The 17,064-nt window shown below is 65.1% G+C and carries 15 protein-coding genes; 10 read left to right on the top strand and 5 right to left on the bottom strand.

The window, feature by feature from the left end; genetic code table 11:
• Positions 1–5 precede the first annotated feature (5 nt).
• The 4 genes from CFR80_RS00425 to ftsY all read left to right on the top strand — a co-directional run bounded on the left by CFR80_RS00425 (position 6) and on the right by ftsY (position 3,567).
• A complete protein-coding gene (locus CFR80_RS00425; protein WP_048856186.1) occupies positions 6–407 on the top strand; it encodes a VOC family protein in 402 nt (133 codons plus the stop codon).
• 73 nt (positions 408–480) lie between these two features.
• Entirely contained in the window at positions 481–1,305 is an 825-nt protein-coding gene (dapF, locus tag CFR80_RS00430; protein WP_029329390.1) for a diaminopimelate epimerase, read from the top strand.
• Positions 1,302–2,549 carry a tRNA (N(6)-L-threonylcarbamoyladenosine(37)-C(2))-methylthiotransferase MtaB gene (mtaB, locus tag CFR80_RS00435; RefSeq protein WP_010513949.1) on the top strand — a complete coding sequence of 416 codons (1,248 nt, stop codon included), beginning with the start codon at positions 1,302–1,304 and terminating at the stop codon, positions 2,547–2,549. Before dapF ends, mtaB begins: the two co-directional genes overlap by 4 nt.
• Before the next feature lies 1 nt (position 2,550).
• On the top strand, positions 2,551–3,567 hold the full coding sequence (gene ftsY / locus CFR80_RS00440; RefSeq protein ID WP_010513948.1) for a signal recognition particle-docking protein FtsY: 1,017 nt from the start codon (positions 2,551–2,553) through the stop codon (positions 3,565–3,567).
• A 178-nt stretch (positions 3,568–3,745) separates the two neighbouring features.
• Here the strand turns inward: ftsY and CFR80_RS00445 are convergent, their stop codons facing one another.
• The 3 genes from CFR80_RS00445 to CFR80_RS00455 are packed head-to-tail and all read right to left on the bottom strand — an operon-like array spanning position 3,746 to position 7,953.
• Positions 3,746–4,969, bottom strand: coding sequence for a phosphoglycerate kinase (locus CFR80_RS00445; protein WP_010513947.1), 1,224 nt, complete (start codon positions 4,967–4,969; stop codon positions 3,746–3,748).
• Positions 4,969–5,991 (bottom strand): type I glyceraldehyde-3-phosphate dehydrogenase, encoded by a 1,023-nt coding sequence (gene gap / locus CFR80_RS00450; RefSeq protein ID WP_010513946.1) that lies wholly within the window; start codon positions 5,989–5,991, stop codon positions 4,969–4,971. Before gap ends, CFR80_RS00445 begins: the two co-directional genes overlap by 1 nt.
• Before the next feature lie 30 nt (positions 5,992–6,021).
• A complete protein-coding gene (locus CFR80_RS00455; protein ID WP_010513945.1) occupies positions 6,022–7,953 on the bottom strand; it encodes a transketolase-like TK C-terminal-containing protein in 1,932 nt (643 codons plus the stop codon).
• A gap of 134 nt (positions 7,954–8,087) precedes the next feature.
• Here CFR80_RS00455 and CFR80_RS00460 point away from each other — a divergent pair, with 134 nt between their 5' ends.
• Positions 8,088–8,552 carry a hypothetical protein gene (locus tag CFR80_RS00460; protein ID WP_010513944.1) on the top strand — a complete coding sequence of 155 codons (465 nt, stop codon included), beginning with the start codon at positions 8,088–8,090 and terminating at the stop codon, positions 8,550–8,552.
• A gap of 133 nt (positions 8,553–8,685) precedes the next feature.
• The gene (gene hemA, locus CFR80_RS00465) at positions 8,686–10,017 is read left to right on the top strand and encodes a 5-aminolevulinate synthase (protein WP_372380130.1); all 1,332 of its coding nucleotides are present in this window, start codon (positions 8,686–8,688) and stop codon (positions 10,015–10,017) included.
• A gap of 60 nt (positions 10,018–10,077) precedes the next feature.
• On the opposite strand, the gene CFR80_RS00470 is transcribed toward hemA, so the two are convergent.
• Positions 10,078–10,878: a DsbA family protein gene (locus tag CFR80_RS00470; protein WP_010513941.1), complete on the bottom strand. Its 801-nt coding sequence runs from the start codon at positions 10,876–10,878 to the stop codon at positions 10,078–10,080.
• A 245-nt stretch (positions 10,879–11,123) separates the two neighbouring features.
• Between CFR80_RS00470 and CFR80_RS00475 the strand changes: the two genes are divergently transcribed.
• The 3 genes from CFR80_RS00475 to CFR80_RS00485 all read left to right on the top strand — a co-directional run bounded on the left by CFR80_RS00475 (position 11,124) and on the right by CFR80_RS00485 (position 14,262).
• Positions 11,124–12,545: a gamma-glutamyltransferase gene (locus CFR80_RS00475; protein WP_042658810.1), complete on the top strand. Its 1,422-nt coding sequence runs from the start codon at positions 11,124–11,126 to the stop codon at positions 12,543–12,545.
• Between the two features lie 176 nt (positions 12,546–12,721).
• Complete coding sequence (recA, locus tag CFR80_RS00480; RefSeq protein WP_010513938.1) at positions 12,722–13,768, top strand: recombinase RecA; 1,047 nt, start codon at positions 12,722–12,724, stop codon at positions 13,766–13,768.
• A gap of 122 nt (positions 13,769–13,890) precedes the next feature.
• Positions 13,891–14,262, top strand: coding sequence for a hypothetical protein (locus tag CFR80_RS00485; protein WP_029329388.1), 372 nt, complete (start codon positions 13,891–13,893; stop codon positions 14,260–14,262).
• Positions 14,263–14,361: 99 nt separating this feature from the next.
• Here CFR80_RS00485 and CFR80_RS00490 read toward each other — a convergent pair whose 3' ends face one another.
• Positions 14,362–15,687 carry a glycerate kinase type-2 family protein gene (locus CFR80_RS00490; protein ID WP_029329387.1) on the bottom strand — a complete coding sequence of 442 codons (1,326 nt, stop codon included), beginning with the start codon at positions 15,685–15,687 and terminating at the stop codon, positions 14,362–14,364.
• 294 nt (positions 15,688–15,981) lie between these two features.
• On the opposite strand from CFR80_RS00490, the gene coaA reads away from it, so the two are divergent.
• Positions 15,982–16,959 carry a type I pantothenate kinase gene (coaA, locus tag CFR80_RS00495; RefSeq protein WP_110507006.1) on the top strand — a complete coding sequence of 326 codons (978 nt, stop codon included), beginning with the start codon at positions 15,982–15,984 and terminating at the stop codon, positions 16,957–16,959.
• Positions 16,960–17,064: the final 105 nt, after the last annotated feature.

Raw genomic sequence — 17,064 nt, forward strand, 5'->3', positions numbered from 1 at the left:
GCAGAATGGCCCGTATGATCCATTCGATGATCCGCGTGCGTGATGAAGCCGCAAGCCTTGCATTCTATGACACGGCCTTTGGCCTGAAAGTGGCCGACCGGCTTGTTTTTGACACCTTCACCCTTATCTACCTGTCCAATGACGAACAGACATTCGAACTGGAACTGACCATCAACCATGACCGCACCACCCCCTATGACCTGGGGAACGGGTATGGCCACCTGGCGGTATCGGTTGCGGATGTGGATGCGGAACATGCCCGGCTGACGGCTGCGGGCCTGTCGCCGCTGGCGATAAAGGACATGTCGTGCGGGGAGCGGTTCGTGGGCCGGTTTTTCTTCATGACCGACCCCGATGGCTACAGGATCGAGGTGCTGCAGCGCGGCAGGCCGGGGCGTTTTCTCTGATCAGGCTTGCAAGGCCGCGCGTGGGGTGCCATCCCGCTCCTTCATATGGGCGGGTTCCCTCTATACAGGACGGATGATGACCGGGTTTCTCAAGATGCATGGGCTGGGCAATGACTTTGTGGTGGTGGATGAACGCGTCCACCGCCATGACCTGACGCCTGCCCGGATCGCTGCATTATGTGACCGGCATACCGGCATTGGCTGCGACCAGTTCGTGACCCTGCGCCCTGCCTGTGCGGAGGGGGCGGACGTGTTCGTGCGGTTCTTCAATGCCGATGGGTCGGAATCGGGGGCATGCGGCAATGCGTCGCGCTGCATTGCCGATCTTGTGGCGCGTGAGACGGGACAGGAGCATGTCGGGCTACAGACCCGTGCGGGCGTGCTGCACGCCACCATTATCCGCCCCGGCTTGGTCACGGTGGATATGGGAACACCCGCGCAGGACTGGGCGGACGTGCCGCTGGCGGAAGCAATGGACACGCTGCACCTGCCAGTCGCGGGCGACCCTGCCGCCGTGTCCATGGGCAACCCGCATGCGACCTTTTTCCTGTCCATGCCAGATGCCATGGACCCATGCGTGGCGGGACCGGTACTGGAACATCATCCACTGTTTCCCCATCGCGCCAATATCGGCTTTGCCCATGTCACGGCACCCGATGCCATGCGCCTGCGCGTGTGGGAACGCGGCAGCGGCCTGACGCGGGCCTGCGGGTCAGGTGCGTGCGCCGCCGTGGTCAACGCCGTGCGGCGCGGGCTGGTGGAACGCACCTGCACGGTGGAAATGGATGGTGGCGAACTGACCATTACATGGCGCGAAGGCGACGGCCATGTGCTGATGACCGGACCCGCGACAACCAGTTTCATGGGCACATTCAACCCGGAAGACTACCCCCGATGAAGAAGCCGGAAATCCTGACCTTCGGCTGTCGCCTCAATACGTATGAAAGCGAGGTGATGCGCAATCACGCGGCCGCGCTGGACAACGTGGTGATCGTGAACACCTGCGCGGTGACGGGGGAGGCGGAGCGGCAGGCCCGGCAGGCAGTGCGCCGCGCCCACCGCGAACGGCCCGACGCCCGGATCGTGGTCACCGGCTGCGCCGCCCAGATCGACCCCGACCGTTGGGCGGCACTGCCTGGCGTGACCCGCGTGCTGGGTAACCGTGAAAAGCTGGACGCCGCAAGCTGGAGCGAGATGGCCATGGGGCAGGGCAACGCCGTGTCCGACATCATGGCCGCGCGCGAGACGGCGCCGCATCTGGTCACTGAATTCGCCGGCCGCACCCGCGCATTTGTGGAGGTGCAGCAGGGCTGCGACCATCGCTGCACTTTCTGCATCATTCCCTTCGGGCGGGGGCCCTCGCGCTCGGTACCCGTGGGCGCCGTGGTGGAGCAGGTGCGCGCGCTTGTGCAGTCAGGCTACCGCGAAGTGGTGCTGACGGGTGTGGACATTACCTCATGGGGAGATGACCTGCCGGGCAGGCCGGCGCTGGGGCAGTTGTGCCGCAGGCTGCTGGCCCTTGTGCCCGAACTGGAGCGGCTGCGCCTGTCCTCGGTCGATCCGGTGGAAATCGATGAGGACATATGGAAGCTGCTGGAACACGAACCACGCTTCATGCCCTACCTGCACCTGTCGCTGCAGGCGGGGTGTGACATCATCCTCAAGCGCATGAAGCGCCGGCACCTGACGGCAGATGCGGCCGCGGTGGTGGCGCGGGCACGGACGCTGCGGCCCGATATTGGCATCGGGGCGGACATCATCGCCGGTTTCCCGACCGAGGATGAGGGCCTGTTTGAACAGACGCTCGATTTCGTGCGCACGCACGCCCTGCCTTACCTGCATGTGTTTCCCTATAGTGAGCGCCCGGGCACGCCCGCGGCCCGCATGCCCGCCATTGCCGTACCCGCGCGCAAGGAGCGCGCGGCCCGGCTGCGGGCGGCAGGTGCGCAGGCGGCGCGTGATTTCCACGAACGGCTTATGGGCCGCACGCTGCGGGTGCTGATGGAAACGGACACCTCGGGACATAGCGAGGAATTCGCCCCGGTAAGGCTGGTGGATGGCGGGATGTCCGTGGTCGGGCGCATCGAAACGGTGCGGCCGGTGGCGGTTGACGATAACGGACTGGTTGCGGAAATTCTCTGATATGGCACTTGGTTTCTTCTCACGTCTCAAGGCGGGGCTTTCGCGCTCCACACAGAAGCTTAGCGGCGGGCTGAGCGCCGTCTTCACCCGGCGCAAGCTGGATGATCAGGCGCTGGAGGATCTGGAAGACCTGCTGATCTCCGCCGACCTTGGCCCGAGCGTGGCGGAAAAGGTGATCGAGTCCTTCCGCCGGTCCAAATTCGGCAAGGAAGTGACGGATGAGGAAGTGCGTCAGGCACTGGCGGAGGAAATTGCCACCATCCTCCAGCCGGTCGCCATTCCGTTTGAACCCGACCCCAAGCACAAGCCGCATGTGGTGCTGGTGGTTGGCGTCAACGGCACCGGCAAGACCACCACCATTGGCAAGATGGCCCGTTTTTATGGCGAGCAGGGCAAGAAGGTGATGATGGTGGCGGGCGATACCTTCCGCGCCGCTGCCGTCGAACAGTTGCAGGTATGGGGCGAACGCGTGGGCGCGCCCGTCATTTCCGGCAAACCCAATGCCGATGCGGCGGGTCTGGCGTTCGAAGCGCTCAAGCGCGCCACGGCGGAAAAAGCCGACCTGCTGCTGGTCGATACCGCGGGCCGCCTGCATAACAAGAGCGCGCTGATGGAGGAACTGGCCAAGATCATCCGCGTCATGCGCAAATTTGACGAAACCGCGCCCCATTCTGTGCTGCTGGTGCTGGACGCCACCACCGGGCAGAACGCGGTGGAGCAGGTGCGCGTGTTCAAGGAACTGGTCAACGTGACCGGGCTGGTCGTGACCAAGCTGGATGGCTCGGCGCGCGGGGGGATCGTGGTGGCGCTGGCCGATGCCTTCGGCCTGCCGGTGCATCTGGTGGGCGTGGGGGAACAGGCCGATGACCTGCGTCCCTTCTCCGCCGAGGCATTTGCCAAAGGGCTGGTCGGGGACTCGATCAAGGTCATTGAACGCGACGGCATGCCCGCCGAAGGGCAGGCGGAAGATGCCGAAGCGCCTCCGCCCGAGGCGGAACACCCGCCGCAGCAGGGCTGATCCCGCACGACCGTTCAGGTATAAAAAAGGGACCATCCCGGGGGATGGTCCCTTTTTCGTTTCAGTCCGGGACTGTATGGAAAACAGGGAAAAGTTTCTGGCGAAGCTTTTTTTAAAGCCTCGAAGAACGCAGCCTTTCTGAAAAAAGGCTGCGCCCAAAAACTTTTATGACCTGTCTTCAGATCGGCATGGCACGTTCAAAGATGTTTTCCAGCGCCATGATGCCCGGCAGCGTCTTGCCTTCCATCCATTCAAGGAAAGCCCCGCCCGCGCTGGAAATATAGGAGATATGCTTCTCCACCCCCGCATGGCGCAGGGCCGAAACCGTGTCTCCACCGCCCGCGATGCTTTTCAGTGCGCCGGAATCGGTCAGGCGGGCGACGTCGCGCGCTACGGCATTGGTTGCCGCGTCGAACGGCGTGATCTCGAACGCGCCCAGCGGGCCGTTCCAGACCAGCGTCTTCAGTGTCGCGATCTTCTGCTCGATCAGCTTCACCGTTTCCGGCCCGACATCCAGCATCATGGCATCAGCAGGAATGGCGTTGACGGGCACGGTGCGGGTCGGGACATTGGCCTGGAAGTCGGTTGCGGTCACGGCATCAACCGGCAGTACGATCTCGCAGCCCTTTTCCTTTGCTTTCGCAAGGATGTCGCGCGCGGTGTCGTGCATCTCCGCTTCCTGCAGCGACCGGCCCACATTCACCCCCTGTGCCGCAAGGAACGTGTTGGCCATGGCGCCACCAATGATCAGCATGTCCACTTTTGCCAGCAGGTTGCCGATCAGGTCCAGCTTGGTGGAAATCTTGGCCCCCCCCACGATGGCCCCGACCGGGCGGGCAGGGTTTTCCAGCGCGATGTTCAGCGCGTTGAGTTCCGTTTCCATCAGCCGCCCGGCAAAGGACGGCAGCAGGCGGGCCACGCCTTCGGTCGAGGCATGGGCGCGGTGGGCGGCGGAAAACGCGTCATTGACGTAATAATCGGCCAGCGACGCGAACTCCTTCGCCAGCGCGGGGTCGTTCTGCTCCTCCCCGGGGTAGAAGCGGGTGTTTTCCAGCACCACCACATCGCCATCCTGCATGGCGTCCACCGCCTGCCGGGCCTTCGGGCCGATACAGTCATCGACAAAGGTGACCGGGCGGCCCAGCGCATCTCCCAGCGCATCGGCAATCGGGCCAAGCGACATTTCCGGCACGGGCCTGCCCTTGGGGCGGTCGAAGTGACTGACGACAATCACCTTCGCACCCTTCTGGGCCAGTTCCTGAATGGTGGGCAGCAGGCGCAGGATGCGCGTGGCGTCGGTGATCTGGGCATTGCGGACCGGAACGTTCAGATCGGCGCGCAGGAGGACCTTCTTGCCAGTGGCGTCGAGGTCATCCAGCGTCTTGAAGGATGTGGCGCCCATTACAGTGCCCCGAATACGGCCGCCGTGTCGGCCATGCGGTTGGAGAAGCCCCATTCATTGTCATACCAGCTGCAGATGCGCACCAGCCTGCCACCGTCGATCACGGCGGTCTGGGTCGCATCAAACGTGGATGACGCGGGGCAGTGATTGAAATCCGTGCTGACCAGCGGCGCGGTGCTGTAGGCGAGGATGCCCTTCAGCGGGCCGGATTCGGATGCCTTGCGCAGTGCTTCGTTCACCTCCTCGACCGAGGCCGGGGCCTTCTTCGGCACGAAGTCGAGCGAGACGAGCGAGACATTGGGCGTGGGCACGCGAATCGCGGTGCCATCCAGGCGGCCCTTGAGGTGCGGCAGCACCAGCCCCACGGCGCGCGCGGCCCCGGTGGAGGTCGGGATCATGTTCAGCGCCGCCCCGCGTGCGCGGCGCAGGTCCTTGTGCAGGGTATCCACCGTGCGCTGGTCGCCGGTGTAGGAATGGATGGTGACCATGTAGCCGCATTCGATGCCGAACGTGTCATCCAGCACCTTGGCCACCGGGGCCAGGCAGTTGGTGGTGCACGATGCGTTGGAAATGACGGTCATGTCGGGCGTCAGCACATCCTGGTTCACGCCGAACACGATGGTGGCGTCCACGCCCGATGCGGGGGCGGACACGATCACCTTGCGCGCGCCGGCCTTGATCAGCTGGGCGGCCTTTTCCTTGTCGGTGAAGCGGCCGGTGCATTCCAGCGCCACGTCCACGCCCTGGAACGGCACCTTCGTCGGGTCGGCCTCGGCCGAGACGGTGATGGGGTCGTAGGTGCGGCCGTTGGCGGTAATGATGATCTGATTGCCATCCACCTTCACATCGGCGGGGAAGCGACCGTGCACGCTGTCATAGGACAGAAGGTGTGCGTTGTCTGCCACGCTGCCGAGGTCATTGATGGCGACGGGCACGACATCGGTACGCCCGCTTTCGATAATGCCACGCAGCACAAGGCGACCAATGCGACCGAAACCGTTTATTGCGACTTTAACAGCCATTTTCTTATTTTCTCCGTAAGGTCAGACATTTCACACACTGACATCGGCCGATGTCATCCCGGGCGGCGCGCCGTTTCCTCCCGCCGGTTCAGTCAGGGTATCGGACAGGGGACGGACCAGACGCAGCGCGTCGCGGCAGATCCGTTCCGGCGTGATGTCAGTCGCGCTGTCCGGCTGGTCCGGGGCGGCCGTCCCGAACCCGTCAATGCCAACAAACAGCCCGTCTGTCCCAAGCCAGCGTTCCCATCCAAACCCTGACGCGGCTTCAATGCCGATCCGGGGTGCCGTTCCCAGCACGGCGGCACGATACGTCATTTTTTGCGCGGCGAACAGTTCCCAGCATGGAAGGGATACGACAGCCGCCGCAACCCCTGCGTCCTTCAACAGTTTGCGTGCCGCCAGCGCCAGTATCGCCTCGTGCCCCGTGGCGACCAGCGTGACCTGCCGCGTCCCTTCGGCTTCCGCCAGGACGTAGCCGCCGCGCGCGCACAGGTTGGTCAGCCCGTGCTGTTCGCGTTCCGGGGCGCCCGCCGTCGCCATCGCAGGGGCGGATTCCAGTGTCAGCAGGCTGGGGCCGCTGGTCCGCCGCAGCGCCAGTTCCATGCATTCCATCGTCTCGCGGTGGTCTGCAGGGCGGAAAACCGCCACGTTTGGCATGGCGCGCAGGCTGGCCAGCTGTTCCACCGGCTGGTCGCCCGCTGCGCCGTCGCCGCTCAGCAGGTCGTCATCGGTCAGCAGGTAGATCACCTGCAGGTCCGTCATGGCGGCATAGCGCAGGGCGGGGCGCATGCGGTCCACCGCGATGATGGTCGATGTGCCCGCCGCCAGCAGTCCGTCATGCATGGCGATGCCATTGAGCAGGGCCGCCATGCCATGCACCTGCGTTCCGCATGACAGGTCCGCCTCGCCGCCGTTGCGGCGGTTCGTGGGCAGGTCGGCCAGCATGCCCCGGCGCGAGCGCAGGCAGGTCAGTTCCGGCAGGAGTTCATGCAGCGTCTCGAGTCCCCTCCGGGCCGCGAACGTGGGGGCGACACGGGCGATGGCGCTTCCGTGTTCGCGCCATGACCGTTGCCAGTCGGGCTGCCAGAAGGCGGGGCGCTGGTTGTGGGCCATGCGTTCGAATTCGGCCTTCTGCCGGTCCTTGAGCAGCCGGCGTAGCCACGAGCGCCGCGCGCTGGCCCCACGCCGTGCGGCGCCCGCCCACAGGCCCGGATCATCGACAAAAGGGGGCGGCGGGTCGATTTCCGGTGAGGCGATGCATGCGATCAGGCAGGGCTTGTGCGTGCGCTGTGACGACGTGATGGCGGCAGCGATCTGTTCGGGGCTGTCGGCGTCCACCTTCCGCACTGACCAGCCCGATGCGCTGTAGCGCGGCAGGATGGCGTCCACGGCCTCGCGCTCGCTTGTCCACAGGCCGACGACCAGCGTGACCCGGTCCAGCCCCATCTGGCCCGCAAGCGCCGCACTTTCCAGCGCGACGCCGGTGGACAGTTCGGTCCAGCAGCCCAGCCCCCATATCCGGTGGTTGACCAGTGATCGTCCAAACCGTGCCGCCAGCGTCTGTTCCGCCAGCGCCATGCCGATCGCGGCCCCCAGCCCCTGCCCGCTGGGGCCGCAGGCCTGACGGTCATGCGGCGGGGCGGGGTGGTCACCCACGCGTGGTGGAAGCGGCGCCTGTCCCGACAGTTCGGCCATGATGCGCGGCAGCACGCGATAGCGGGGGGAGGACACCACGAAGCGGTCCCGGTCCGGCCACTCCGGGCTGGCGGGATCGAAGCGCAGGAAACGACTCCACAATACCGCGCAGAAACACGACATGACCCGGGCATGGGGGGCATAGCGGCGATTGGGTTCATGGATGCCGATGGCATGGCGGATGGCCGTCGTCAGCCGCTGCGGCATGCTGGGGGCCGCGGCTGGCAGCGTGGCGGGCGGGGTCATGCTGATCTGGTCTGTTGGCATCGGCATCGTCCTGGGGTCGGGGAATGATCGGTCGGGGCCGTTTCCGCATGACTACTGCGCTGCGCGGGCGGCGGCAATATTGCGCTATTGTCCCACTATGCCACGTGGGGGGGATACTGTATCGGTATGGGGTCATGTCCCGTCCGTTCCCGCGCCCCGTCCGCCGTGCCGTCCTTGCCGCCGCAGCCTGCCTGCCGGTGCTGGGCGGGTGCGCGCTGGTCAGCCAGAAAACATTCAACCGCCATGCGGGCGACCCGCCACAACTGCCGCAGCGCCCGCCGCCACCGGTGCCCGGCATGGACCGTCCCGCGCTGGTCACGATCGTGGCCGGGACGCCGGAAACACAGTGGAAACCCGCCGTCCGCGCCGCCGTGGCCGATGCCCTGTCGCGCAAGCCCAATGCGCTGTTCACCATCGTGGTCAGCGTGCCCGAGCGCGCCGATGGCAGCCTGCCGGACATGCCGAAGGTGGTGGATGCGGATGGCCAGCCTGTCCTGCAGGCGGTGATGGATGCCGGCGCGGGCGGGGGACAGACGGAAATGGACGCCCGCAGCGTGCCCGCGAACAGCGCAACGCAGGTCTGCATTTACGCGGAGTAGTTCAATGCGCTTTTGCAATCTCCGCCTCCATCATGCCATAAAGGGTGGTCCGCTGGCGGTTAACCCTCGGCGGTAGCGCCGCGTGAGGGGAGCATCATCCCCCCGGCGCGGGTCATCCGTAATGGTGACCGTAATGAATGAAGGCCCCGTGAACAGACCGGGGCGTGCATGGAGAAAAGCAGCAGTGTCCAGTAATCAAGTGGATGGGCATCCGTTCTTCCGGTTCTGCCGGACGGCGCTGGAGAATATACGCGCGCAGGGTCGCTACCGGCAGTTCACCCCACTGGCACGCCAGGCCGAGCGTTATCCCCTGTATGACCAGCCGGAAACACAGGCCACTCCGTCAACTCCCGCCTGCCCGCAGGACCGGGAAGTGGTTGTCTGGTCCTCCAATGACTATCTGGGCATGGGGGTCGATCCCGCCGTGGTCGAAGCCGCCATTCAGGCGATCCATGAACATGGCGCGGGGGCCGGCGGCACGCGCAATATCGCGGGTACCAGCCCTGTCCATACCGCGCTGGAAGCCGAAATGGCCGACCTGCACGGCAAGGAGGCTGGGCTGCTGTTCGTCTCCGGCTATGTTTCCAACCAGGCAACCCTGCAGACGATCCTGAGCAGCATGCCCGGCTGGATCTGCTTTTCCGACCGGCTGAACCATGCCTCCATGATCGCGGGCATCAAGGGTGCGCGCGGTTCGACCACGGTCATCTACGAACATAACGACCTTGCCGACCTGGAAGCCAAGCTGGCCGCCGCCCCCAAGGATGCGCCCAAGCTGATCGCGTTTGAAAGCGTGTATTCCATGGACGGCGACATATCCGACATTGCCGGGACATGCGCGCTGGCGCGCAAATATGGCGCCATGACCTATCTGGATGAAGTGCATGCCGTGGGCCTGTATGGCGATCAGGGTGGCGGCGTGTCCGAACGCGATGGCGTGGCCGATCAGGTGGACATCATCGAAGGCACGCTGGCCAAGGGGTTTGGCGTGCATGGCGGCTATATCACCGCACGCAGCGATATTGTCGAATACCTGCGTCTTGCGGCGTCGGGCTTCATCTTCACCACGGCGCTGCCGCCTGCGGTGGTGGCCGCGGCGCTGGCCAGCGTGCGGCTGGTGCGCAAGGATGGCTGGCGTCGCGAGCGCATGTTCGAACGCGTCAATACCTTCCGCGACAAGCTGCGCAAGGCGGGCATTCCCTTCACCATGACACCCAGCCACATTGTCCCGATACCGGTGGGTGATGCCCAGCGCTGCCGGGAACTGAGTGACCGGCTGCTCAATGATTACGGGATTTACGCCACCCCCATCAACTATCCCACCGTGCCGCGTGGCACCGAACGCCTGCGCCTGACGCCGGGGCCGTTCCATACGGACGAGATGATGGACGACATGGTGACGGCCCTGTCCCGCCTGCTGCGCATCAACGATCTTGCCGCGCAGCCTGTCGCCGCCATGGCCTGAGCCACCGCCCGCGCCCGGCATGGCCGGGACGCGGGCTGGCCCGTCTGGCGGTGCCCGGGGTCAACGGCTCTGCGCTATGGCCTTTTTCAGGTCGTCATAGCTGACGGCGCCGGGAATGATCTGCCGGGCGTTGAAGACAAAGGTGGGCGTGCCATCCAGCCCGATGGCGCGGGCAAGTTCCATGTTCGCCTGCAGGATGGACGTGACCTTGGTGCCGTTCATGTCACTGGCCAGCATGCCGGCGTTCAGCCCGGACTGGGTGGCCAGCGTGCGCATCCGGTCGGCGGTGGGGGTGACGGAATCATTCATGATGGCCGCCTGCATGCGGAAATACGCCGCCTGTCCCCCCTGCACGAATGCCGCCACCAGCGCCTGCGACGCGATCAGGCTGCTCTGTCCCAGAACGGGAATGACCTTTTCAACAATCCGCAGGTCCTTGTCCTCCTTTACCAGGCGGTCAAGGTCAGGCAGCACCTTGCGGCAGTAGGGGCAGCGCGGGTCATAGAATTCCACCACCGTGGTATGACCCGTGGCATTGCCCAGTATCGCATCGGTGGCCGCCGGGGTCAGCAGGTCGGTACGGTGGGAGTCCAGCGCATTGCGGGCCGCGTTCTGCTGGGCCGCGTTGGCGCTGTTGCGCAGGGCCGCGATTGCATCGGACAGGATGGTGGGGTCGGTTTTCAGCGCATTGCGCATGATGTCCACGATTTCCTGCCGCTGCGCGGGGGTGAAACTGCTGCTGGCGGCAGTTGCGGCGTGGCCCGCGCCGGGCATGGTGGCTGTCGCGGTCATCATTGCCCCCGCGGCCAGCAGGGCGTTCAGCAGGCGCGGACGGTGCCGGCGGGGGGAAATGAATGTCACGGGTTTGCTCCGTTGTCATGTCGGGATAATGTGTCTGTAAATGATCGGGCACGGGAAAGGAATGGGCCATGGCGGCGGACAGGGCGGCCTGACCTGTTGCCGACGGCCCGTAAGGCCGTTAAGTCGTGATGGGTCTGCCATGATCGCGCGGTCGTGCGGAATCCGTTGAGTTTATCAAAGCCGACTGCCCATTGGAGAAGCGTTGCGTGCCTGAGCCTTCGATCACCCCTGTTGCCCGTCGGTACATGCGTACGGCGCTTTCGGCCGTTCTGGCAATTTCGGTTGCTGGGTGCGCCGGTCATCGTTATTCGCCCATGCGGCTTGTCTCGCACATGTTCGGTCCGTCGCCCGGGCCGCTGATCGGTACGGTTTCGTCGGACGAACCGCAGGCGACGCTGGTGGGACGTGATATCCTGCAACGCGGTGGCAACGCGGCTGATGCGGCCACGGCCATGGGGCTGGCGCTGTCGGTCACGCTGCCGTCGCGTGCATCACTGGGGGCGGGCGGGGCGTGCCTTGCCTATCGTCCGGGTGACCAGAATGGCGGGCGTGCCTTCATGTTCCTGCCCACCGCGGGGACGGTGGCGGCCCCCGACATGCCGCATGCCGACCGTCCGGCCGCGGTCCCGATGCTGGCGCGGGGGCTGTACCTCATGCACCTGCAGTACGGGTCGGCTGCATTTTCGGAACTGGTGCCCGATGCGATCGCGCTGGCGGCCAATGGCATCAATGTCAGCCGGCAGCTGGCCAGCGACCTTGCCGCCGTTCAGGTGCCGCTACTGGCTGATGCGGGCATCCGCGCGGTGTTCAGCCGTTCGGACGGCAAGGCGCTGGCGGAAGGCGATGCGCTGGTCCAGACCCATCTGTCCGGTGCGCTGGACCAGATCCGCAGCATGGGCGTGGGCGACCTGTATAATGGCGCGCTGGGGCAGTCCTTTGTCGCGGGCAGTCAGGCCGCCGGCGGCGGGTTGCAGATGACGGACCTGCGTCATGCCATTCCGTCCGAACGCCTGCCCATCAGCCTGACCAGCGGGGAAACGCAGATCGCCTTCCTGCCGCCGCCTGCTGATGGCGGCCTGGGCAGCGCCGTTGCATTCCGCGCCGGATCCTCGTCCGATGCGGCGACGCGCGCGCAGTCCAGCATCGCGGCATGGCGGGCGCAGAATGGCAACCACGCCTCGGGTACGGGGGACGACCTGACGGCGCGCGCACAGACATTCGTCAACAGCGGCGGAGGAAGTGGCGGCGGGCTGCCTTCGCTTCCGGCGTCCACCTCGTTCACCGTGGTTGATCATTCGGGCATGGCCGTGGCGTGCAGCCTGAGTATGGACAACCTGTTTGGCACCGGGCGTATGGCGGGCAATACCGGCATCGTGCTGGGGGCATCGCCTGCGCGCCTGCCGCTGCCGCTGTTTACCGCCGCCATCGCCAGCCAGGGCCGCGCCTTCCGTGCCGCGGTTGCCGGTTCGGGGCAGAATGATGCCGCTGCCGCCGTGGGTATCGCCATGCGGCAGATCATGGCGGGACAGACGCCCGACGCCCATCCCGTCACGGCCCAGGGCCGGGTCAATGCCGTGTCCTGCCCGCATGGCCTGCCGGGTGACGCCAGCACCTGCACCGCCGCGACCGATCCGCGTGGCGCGGGACTGGCCATGGGGCCGCGCTAGGCTACGGGCCCGGGCCTGCCGGGCGGTATTATTCCGGACGGGCAGGCATGGGGCCATTGTAAATGATCCTGTTTTGTTCCATATTGCACTGCATGACCTGCCACCTGTTGCGGCAGGGGCGCAGGGCAGGATGCCCGGTCTTGGTTTTTTCTTCTCAAACGTCAGGGTAGGCAGCAATGGCACAGGCTCCGGGTATAGACAAAAGCAAGGCCCTGGAAGGGGCCTTGAGCCAGATCGAGCGCGCGTTCGGCAAGGGATCGATCATGCGCATGGGCGAACGCCCGACCGAACAGGTGGACGTGATCTCCACCGGGTCGCTGGGTCTGGACATCGCGCTGGGGATTGGCGGCCTGCCGCGTGGCCGTATTATCGAGATCTATGGCCCCGAAAGTTCGGGCAAGACCACCATGGCGCTTCATGCCATTGCGGAAGCCCAGCGCAAGGGGGGCACCTGCGCCTTCATCGATGCCGAGCACGCGCTTGACCCCGGTTACGCCCGCAAGCTGGGGGTGGATGTCGACAACCTGCTGATCAGCCAGCCCGATGCGGGTGAACAGGCGCTGGAAATTGCCGATACGCTGGTCCGCTCCGGCGCGATTGACGTGCTGGTGGTCGACAGCGTGGCCGCCCTCGTGCCGCGCGCGGAACTGGAAGGTGACATGGGCGACAGCCATGTGGGCCTGCACGCGCGACTGATGAGCCAGGCGCTGCGCAAGCTGACGGGGTCTGTCTCGCGGTCCAACACCATGCTGATCTTCCTCAACCAGATCCGGCTCAAGATCGGTGTGATGTTCGGCAGCCCTGAAACCACGACGGGCGGCAATGCGCTGAAGTTCTATGCATCCGTGCGCATGGATATCCGCCGGATCGGTTCGATCAAGGACAAGGACGAGGTCACGGGCAACCAGACGCGCGTGAAGGTGGTCAAGAACAAGATGGCGCCCCCCTTCCGTCAGGTCGAATTCGACATCATGTATGGCGAAGGGATCAGCAAGGTTGGGGAACTGATCGACCTTGGTGTCAAGGCGGGCATCGTTGAAAAATCCGGGGCATGGTTCTCCTGTGATAGCCAGCGCATCGGGCAGGGGCGTGAGAACGCCAAGCAGTTCCTGCGTGATCACCCGGAAATGGCCGCCGATATCGAACGCCGCGTGCGTGAGCAGGCGGGCGTGGTGGCCGAAGCCATGCTGGTCGGCCCGGACGAGGACGGCGCCGAACATTGATCCCCTTGGCCTGTCCCGTTATGGCAGGCTATCGTTTTCCACCCGTGCGTTATCGTATCGGCGCATGGTGTGGAAACTGAAAAACGGGGATGAGGGCAGCCGGCATGAAACCGCGTCTTGCAATGATCGGATTGCTGGCGTGCCTTGCGGCCTGTAGCGCGGGGCACGACGACAATAATGATCCAGCCGATGTGGATGAGTCCCCGCCCCCGCTGGGTTCCCATGGGGGCGTACGCAGCAGTGCCGCCCATGCCCGCGATGTCCTGCGCCCGCTGTCGCGGCACCTGCCCAGACCGCCCGATCCCACCGATGAAACCGGCACCGAAGCCTATCACACCCCGCCTGATTCAGCGGCGATGCAGATGATCTCGTCAGGCTATGACCCCAATCAGGCCGGGGATGATGATAACGGGTCTGACAGTGATGATGGCAAGCACTTTGTCGTGCCCGATACGCAGGTCAGCTACGGCAGGCAGGGGCAGGGCAGCCACTGAAGCGCATATAGAAATCAGCAGAAGTTTTTGGGTGCCGCCTTTTTTCAGAAAGGCGGCGTTCTTTGGCGTTTTCTGCAAAAAGCGTCACCAAAAACCCCTTTAGACGACCAGCACCGCCCGGATATCGTTCACGTTGGTCAGGGTCGGACCGGTCATGACCAGGTCGCCCGTCTGCTGGAACAGGGTGTAGCTGTCGTGCGCACGCAGGCACGCGCGCGGGTCACACCCCAGCGCGCGGGCGCGGGACAGGGTGGTGGAGGTGATGATCGCGCCTGCCGCGTCCTCGGTTCCGTCAATTCCGTCGCTATCGGCGGCAATGGCCCATATCCCCTCGTGCCCCTGCAGGGTGTTGGCCATGGACAGCAGGAATTCCGTATTGCGGCCGCCATGCCCCGGCGTGGGCTGGTCGGGTCTGATGGTGACCGTCGTCTCGCCGCCTGACAGCAGCACGGCGGGGCCTGCCACCGGCATGCCATGCTGACGGGCGGACAGGGCGATGCCCGCCATCAACGTGCCCGCATCCCGGCTTTCCCCTTCCAGCGCGTCACCCAGCACCAGGGGCGTCAGCCCGTATTCGCGCGCGACGCTGGCGGCGGCCTGCAACGCCATGAACGGCGTGGAAACAAGGGTGTAGCGATTGCGCGGCGACAGGGTGCCATTGACCGGCGGCTGCATGAGCACACGCCGCACCGCATCGGATACGGTAATGCCATAATGTGCGACGATGGACCGGGCATCGGCAGCGGTGGTGGGGTCGGCCACGGTCGGGCCGCTGGCAATGGTCAGCGGATCATCGCCCGGCACATCGCTTATGGCCAGCGTGACCACGCGTGCGGGGCTGGCCGCCGCCGCGAGGCCACCGCCCTTTATGGCCGACAGGTGGCGACGCACGACATTCATGTCGCGGATGCTGGCCCCGGAATGCAGCAGGGCGCGGTTGACCGCGCGGATGTCATCCAGCGTCAGGCCATCCTTGGGCAGTTCCAGCAGCGCCGAACCCCCGCCGGAGATCAGGGCGATGACAAGGTCGTCCTGGCCCAGCCCCGCAACTTCGGACATCATGGCACGGGCGGCAGCCTCGCTGCGGCTGTCGGGGACGGGGTGGGCCGCTTCCAGCACGCGGATGCGGCGCGTGGGGGCCATATGTCCGTCGCGCGTGACCACGCACCCGGTCAGGTCGACATCCGGCCATGCCTGTTCCAGTGCCGCGGCCATGGACGCCGCCGCCTTTCCCGCGCCCACCACCACGCATCTGCCCTTTGGCCGGGGTGGCAGGTAGCGCGCCAGAACCACATCGGGCATGGCGCTGCGGATGGCGGCGTCCAGTATGCCCCTCAGGGTCGTGCGTGCGCGACCGTCCGTCCAGTCCGTGGCCGTGGTGGTACGGGCTGTAGCGGAAAACGGATGGATGGTGGTGTCGTTCATTACAGTATCCAGATCCTTCAGGCATGCGTCGGCACGCGGGCCGGGTTCATACCGTAACGCGCGGTGCGTGGATGGGATGCACGCTGGCCCTTGCGCCCGGTCCATATCATCCATGCGGTGGCGGACAGTGTGTCACAATTATCACGTCTCTATCAGGATGGGGGGAAAGTCCCGGCCCATGGGCGTTGCACACGCTAATTTGGGGGGCGAGTGTATGGATTGGTATGGGTGATGGTGATACGCGGCAGATGGCCTGCACCAGTGGGCAGGCGCCACAGCAGAAAGGACAAGGGCATGGAGAACTGTGTGCTGGACGCGCGTCCCGTTCCCTCCGCGCAGTCACCCCATGGCGTGGTGCAGCCTTATCTGATCTTTCCCCGACCTGAATGGGCGGCGTTGCGTGCGAATGTGCTCCAGTCGCTGGGGGAGGCGGACATCGCGTCGCTGCGCGGGCATAACGAGCCGGTTTCGCTGGAAGACATCACCGAGATCTACCTGCCGCTGTCGCGTCTGCTCAACCTGCATGTCATGGCGACGCGCAGCATGAACAACATGGTCAAGAGTGCCTTTATCGGCGCCCCGGCCGTGACCACGCCGTTCGTGATCGGCATTGCGGGCAGCGTGGGAGTGGGGAAAAGTACGTTTGCGCGCCTGCTGCAGGCGGTGCTGGCGCGCTGGCCGGACCACCCGAACGTGGCGCTGGTCACCACGGACGGCTTCCTGCATTCCACGCGGGAACTGGAACGGCGCAGGCTCATGCACCGCAAGGGCTTTCCCGAAAGTTACGACCTGCGGCACATGATCGCGTTCCTTGCCGCGCTGAAGGCGGGCGAGCGTAACCTGAAGGTGCCGGTCTATTCCCACGAAGCCTATGACATCGTGCCGGATCGCTATCAGGTCATTGACCAGCCTGACATCCTGATATTCGAAGGGCTGAACGTGTTGCAGACCGTATCCGAACAGCCGTTCATGGCGTCTGACTTCTTTGACTTTTCCATCTATCTCGATGCGGATACGCAGGTGATCGAGGATTGGTACGTCAGACGTTTCCTGTCGCTGCAGCAGACGGCATTCCGCAAGCCTACGTCCTACTTCCATCACTGCGCCGACCTGACCCGGGATGAGGCGGAACGCATGGCGCGTGACATCTGGCGGCGCATCAACCTGCCCAACCTGCAGCAGAACATCCTGCCCACGCGCGAACGTGCCCGCGTGGTCATGCACAAAAGCCCGAGCCACGCGGTCGATACGGTGTGGATGCGCCAGATCTGAATGCACCCTGAATTCCAGCCGGTATGCGTATCAGCGCCCGGTGGCATGAGATCGACAGAAGGGAACGGTTTCCGCGTGCCACCTTTTCTAAAAGTGTCACCAGAA

The sequence above is a fragment of the Komagataeibacter oboediens genome, from assembly GCF_003207815.1.
Classification (GTDB): Bacteria; Pseudomonadota; Alphaproteobacteria; order Acetobacterales; family Acetobacteraceae; genus Komagataeibacter; species Komagataeibacter oboediens.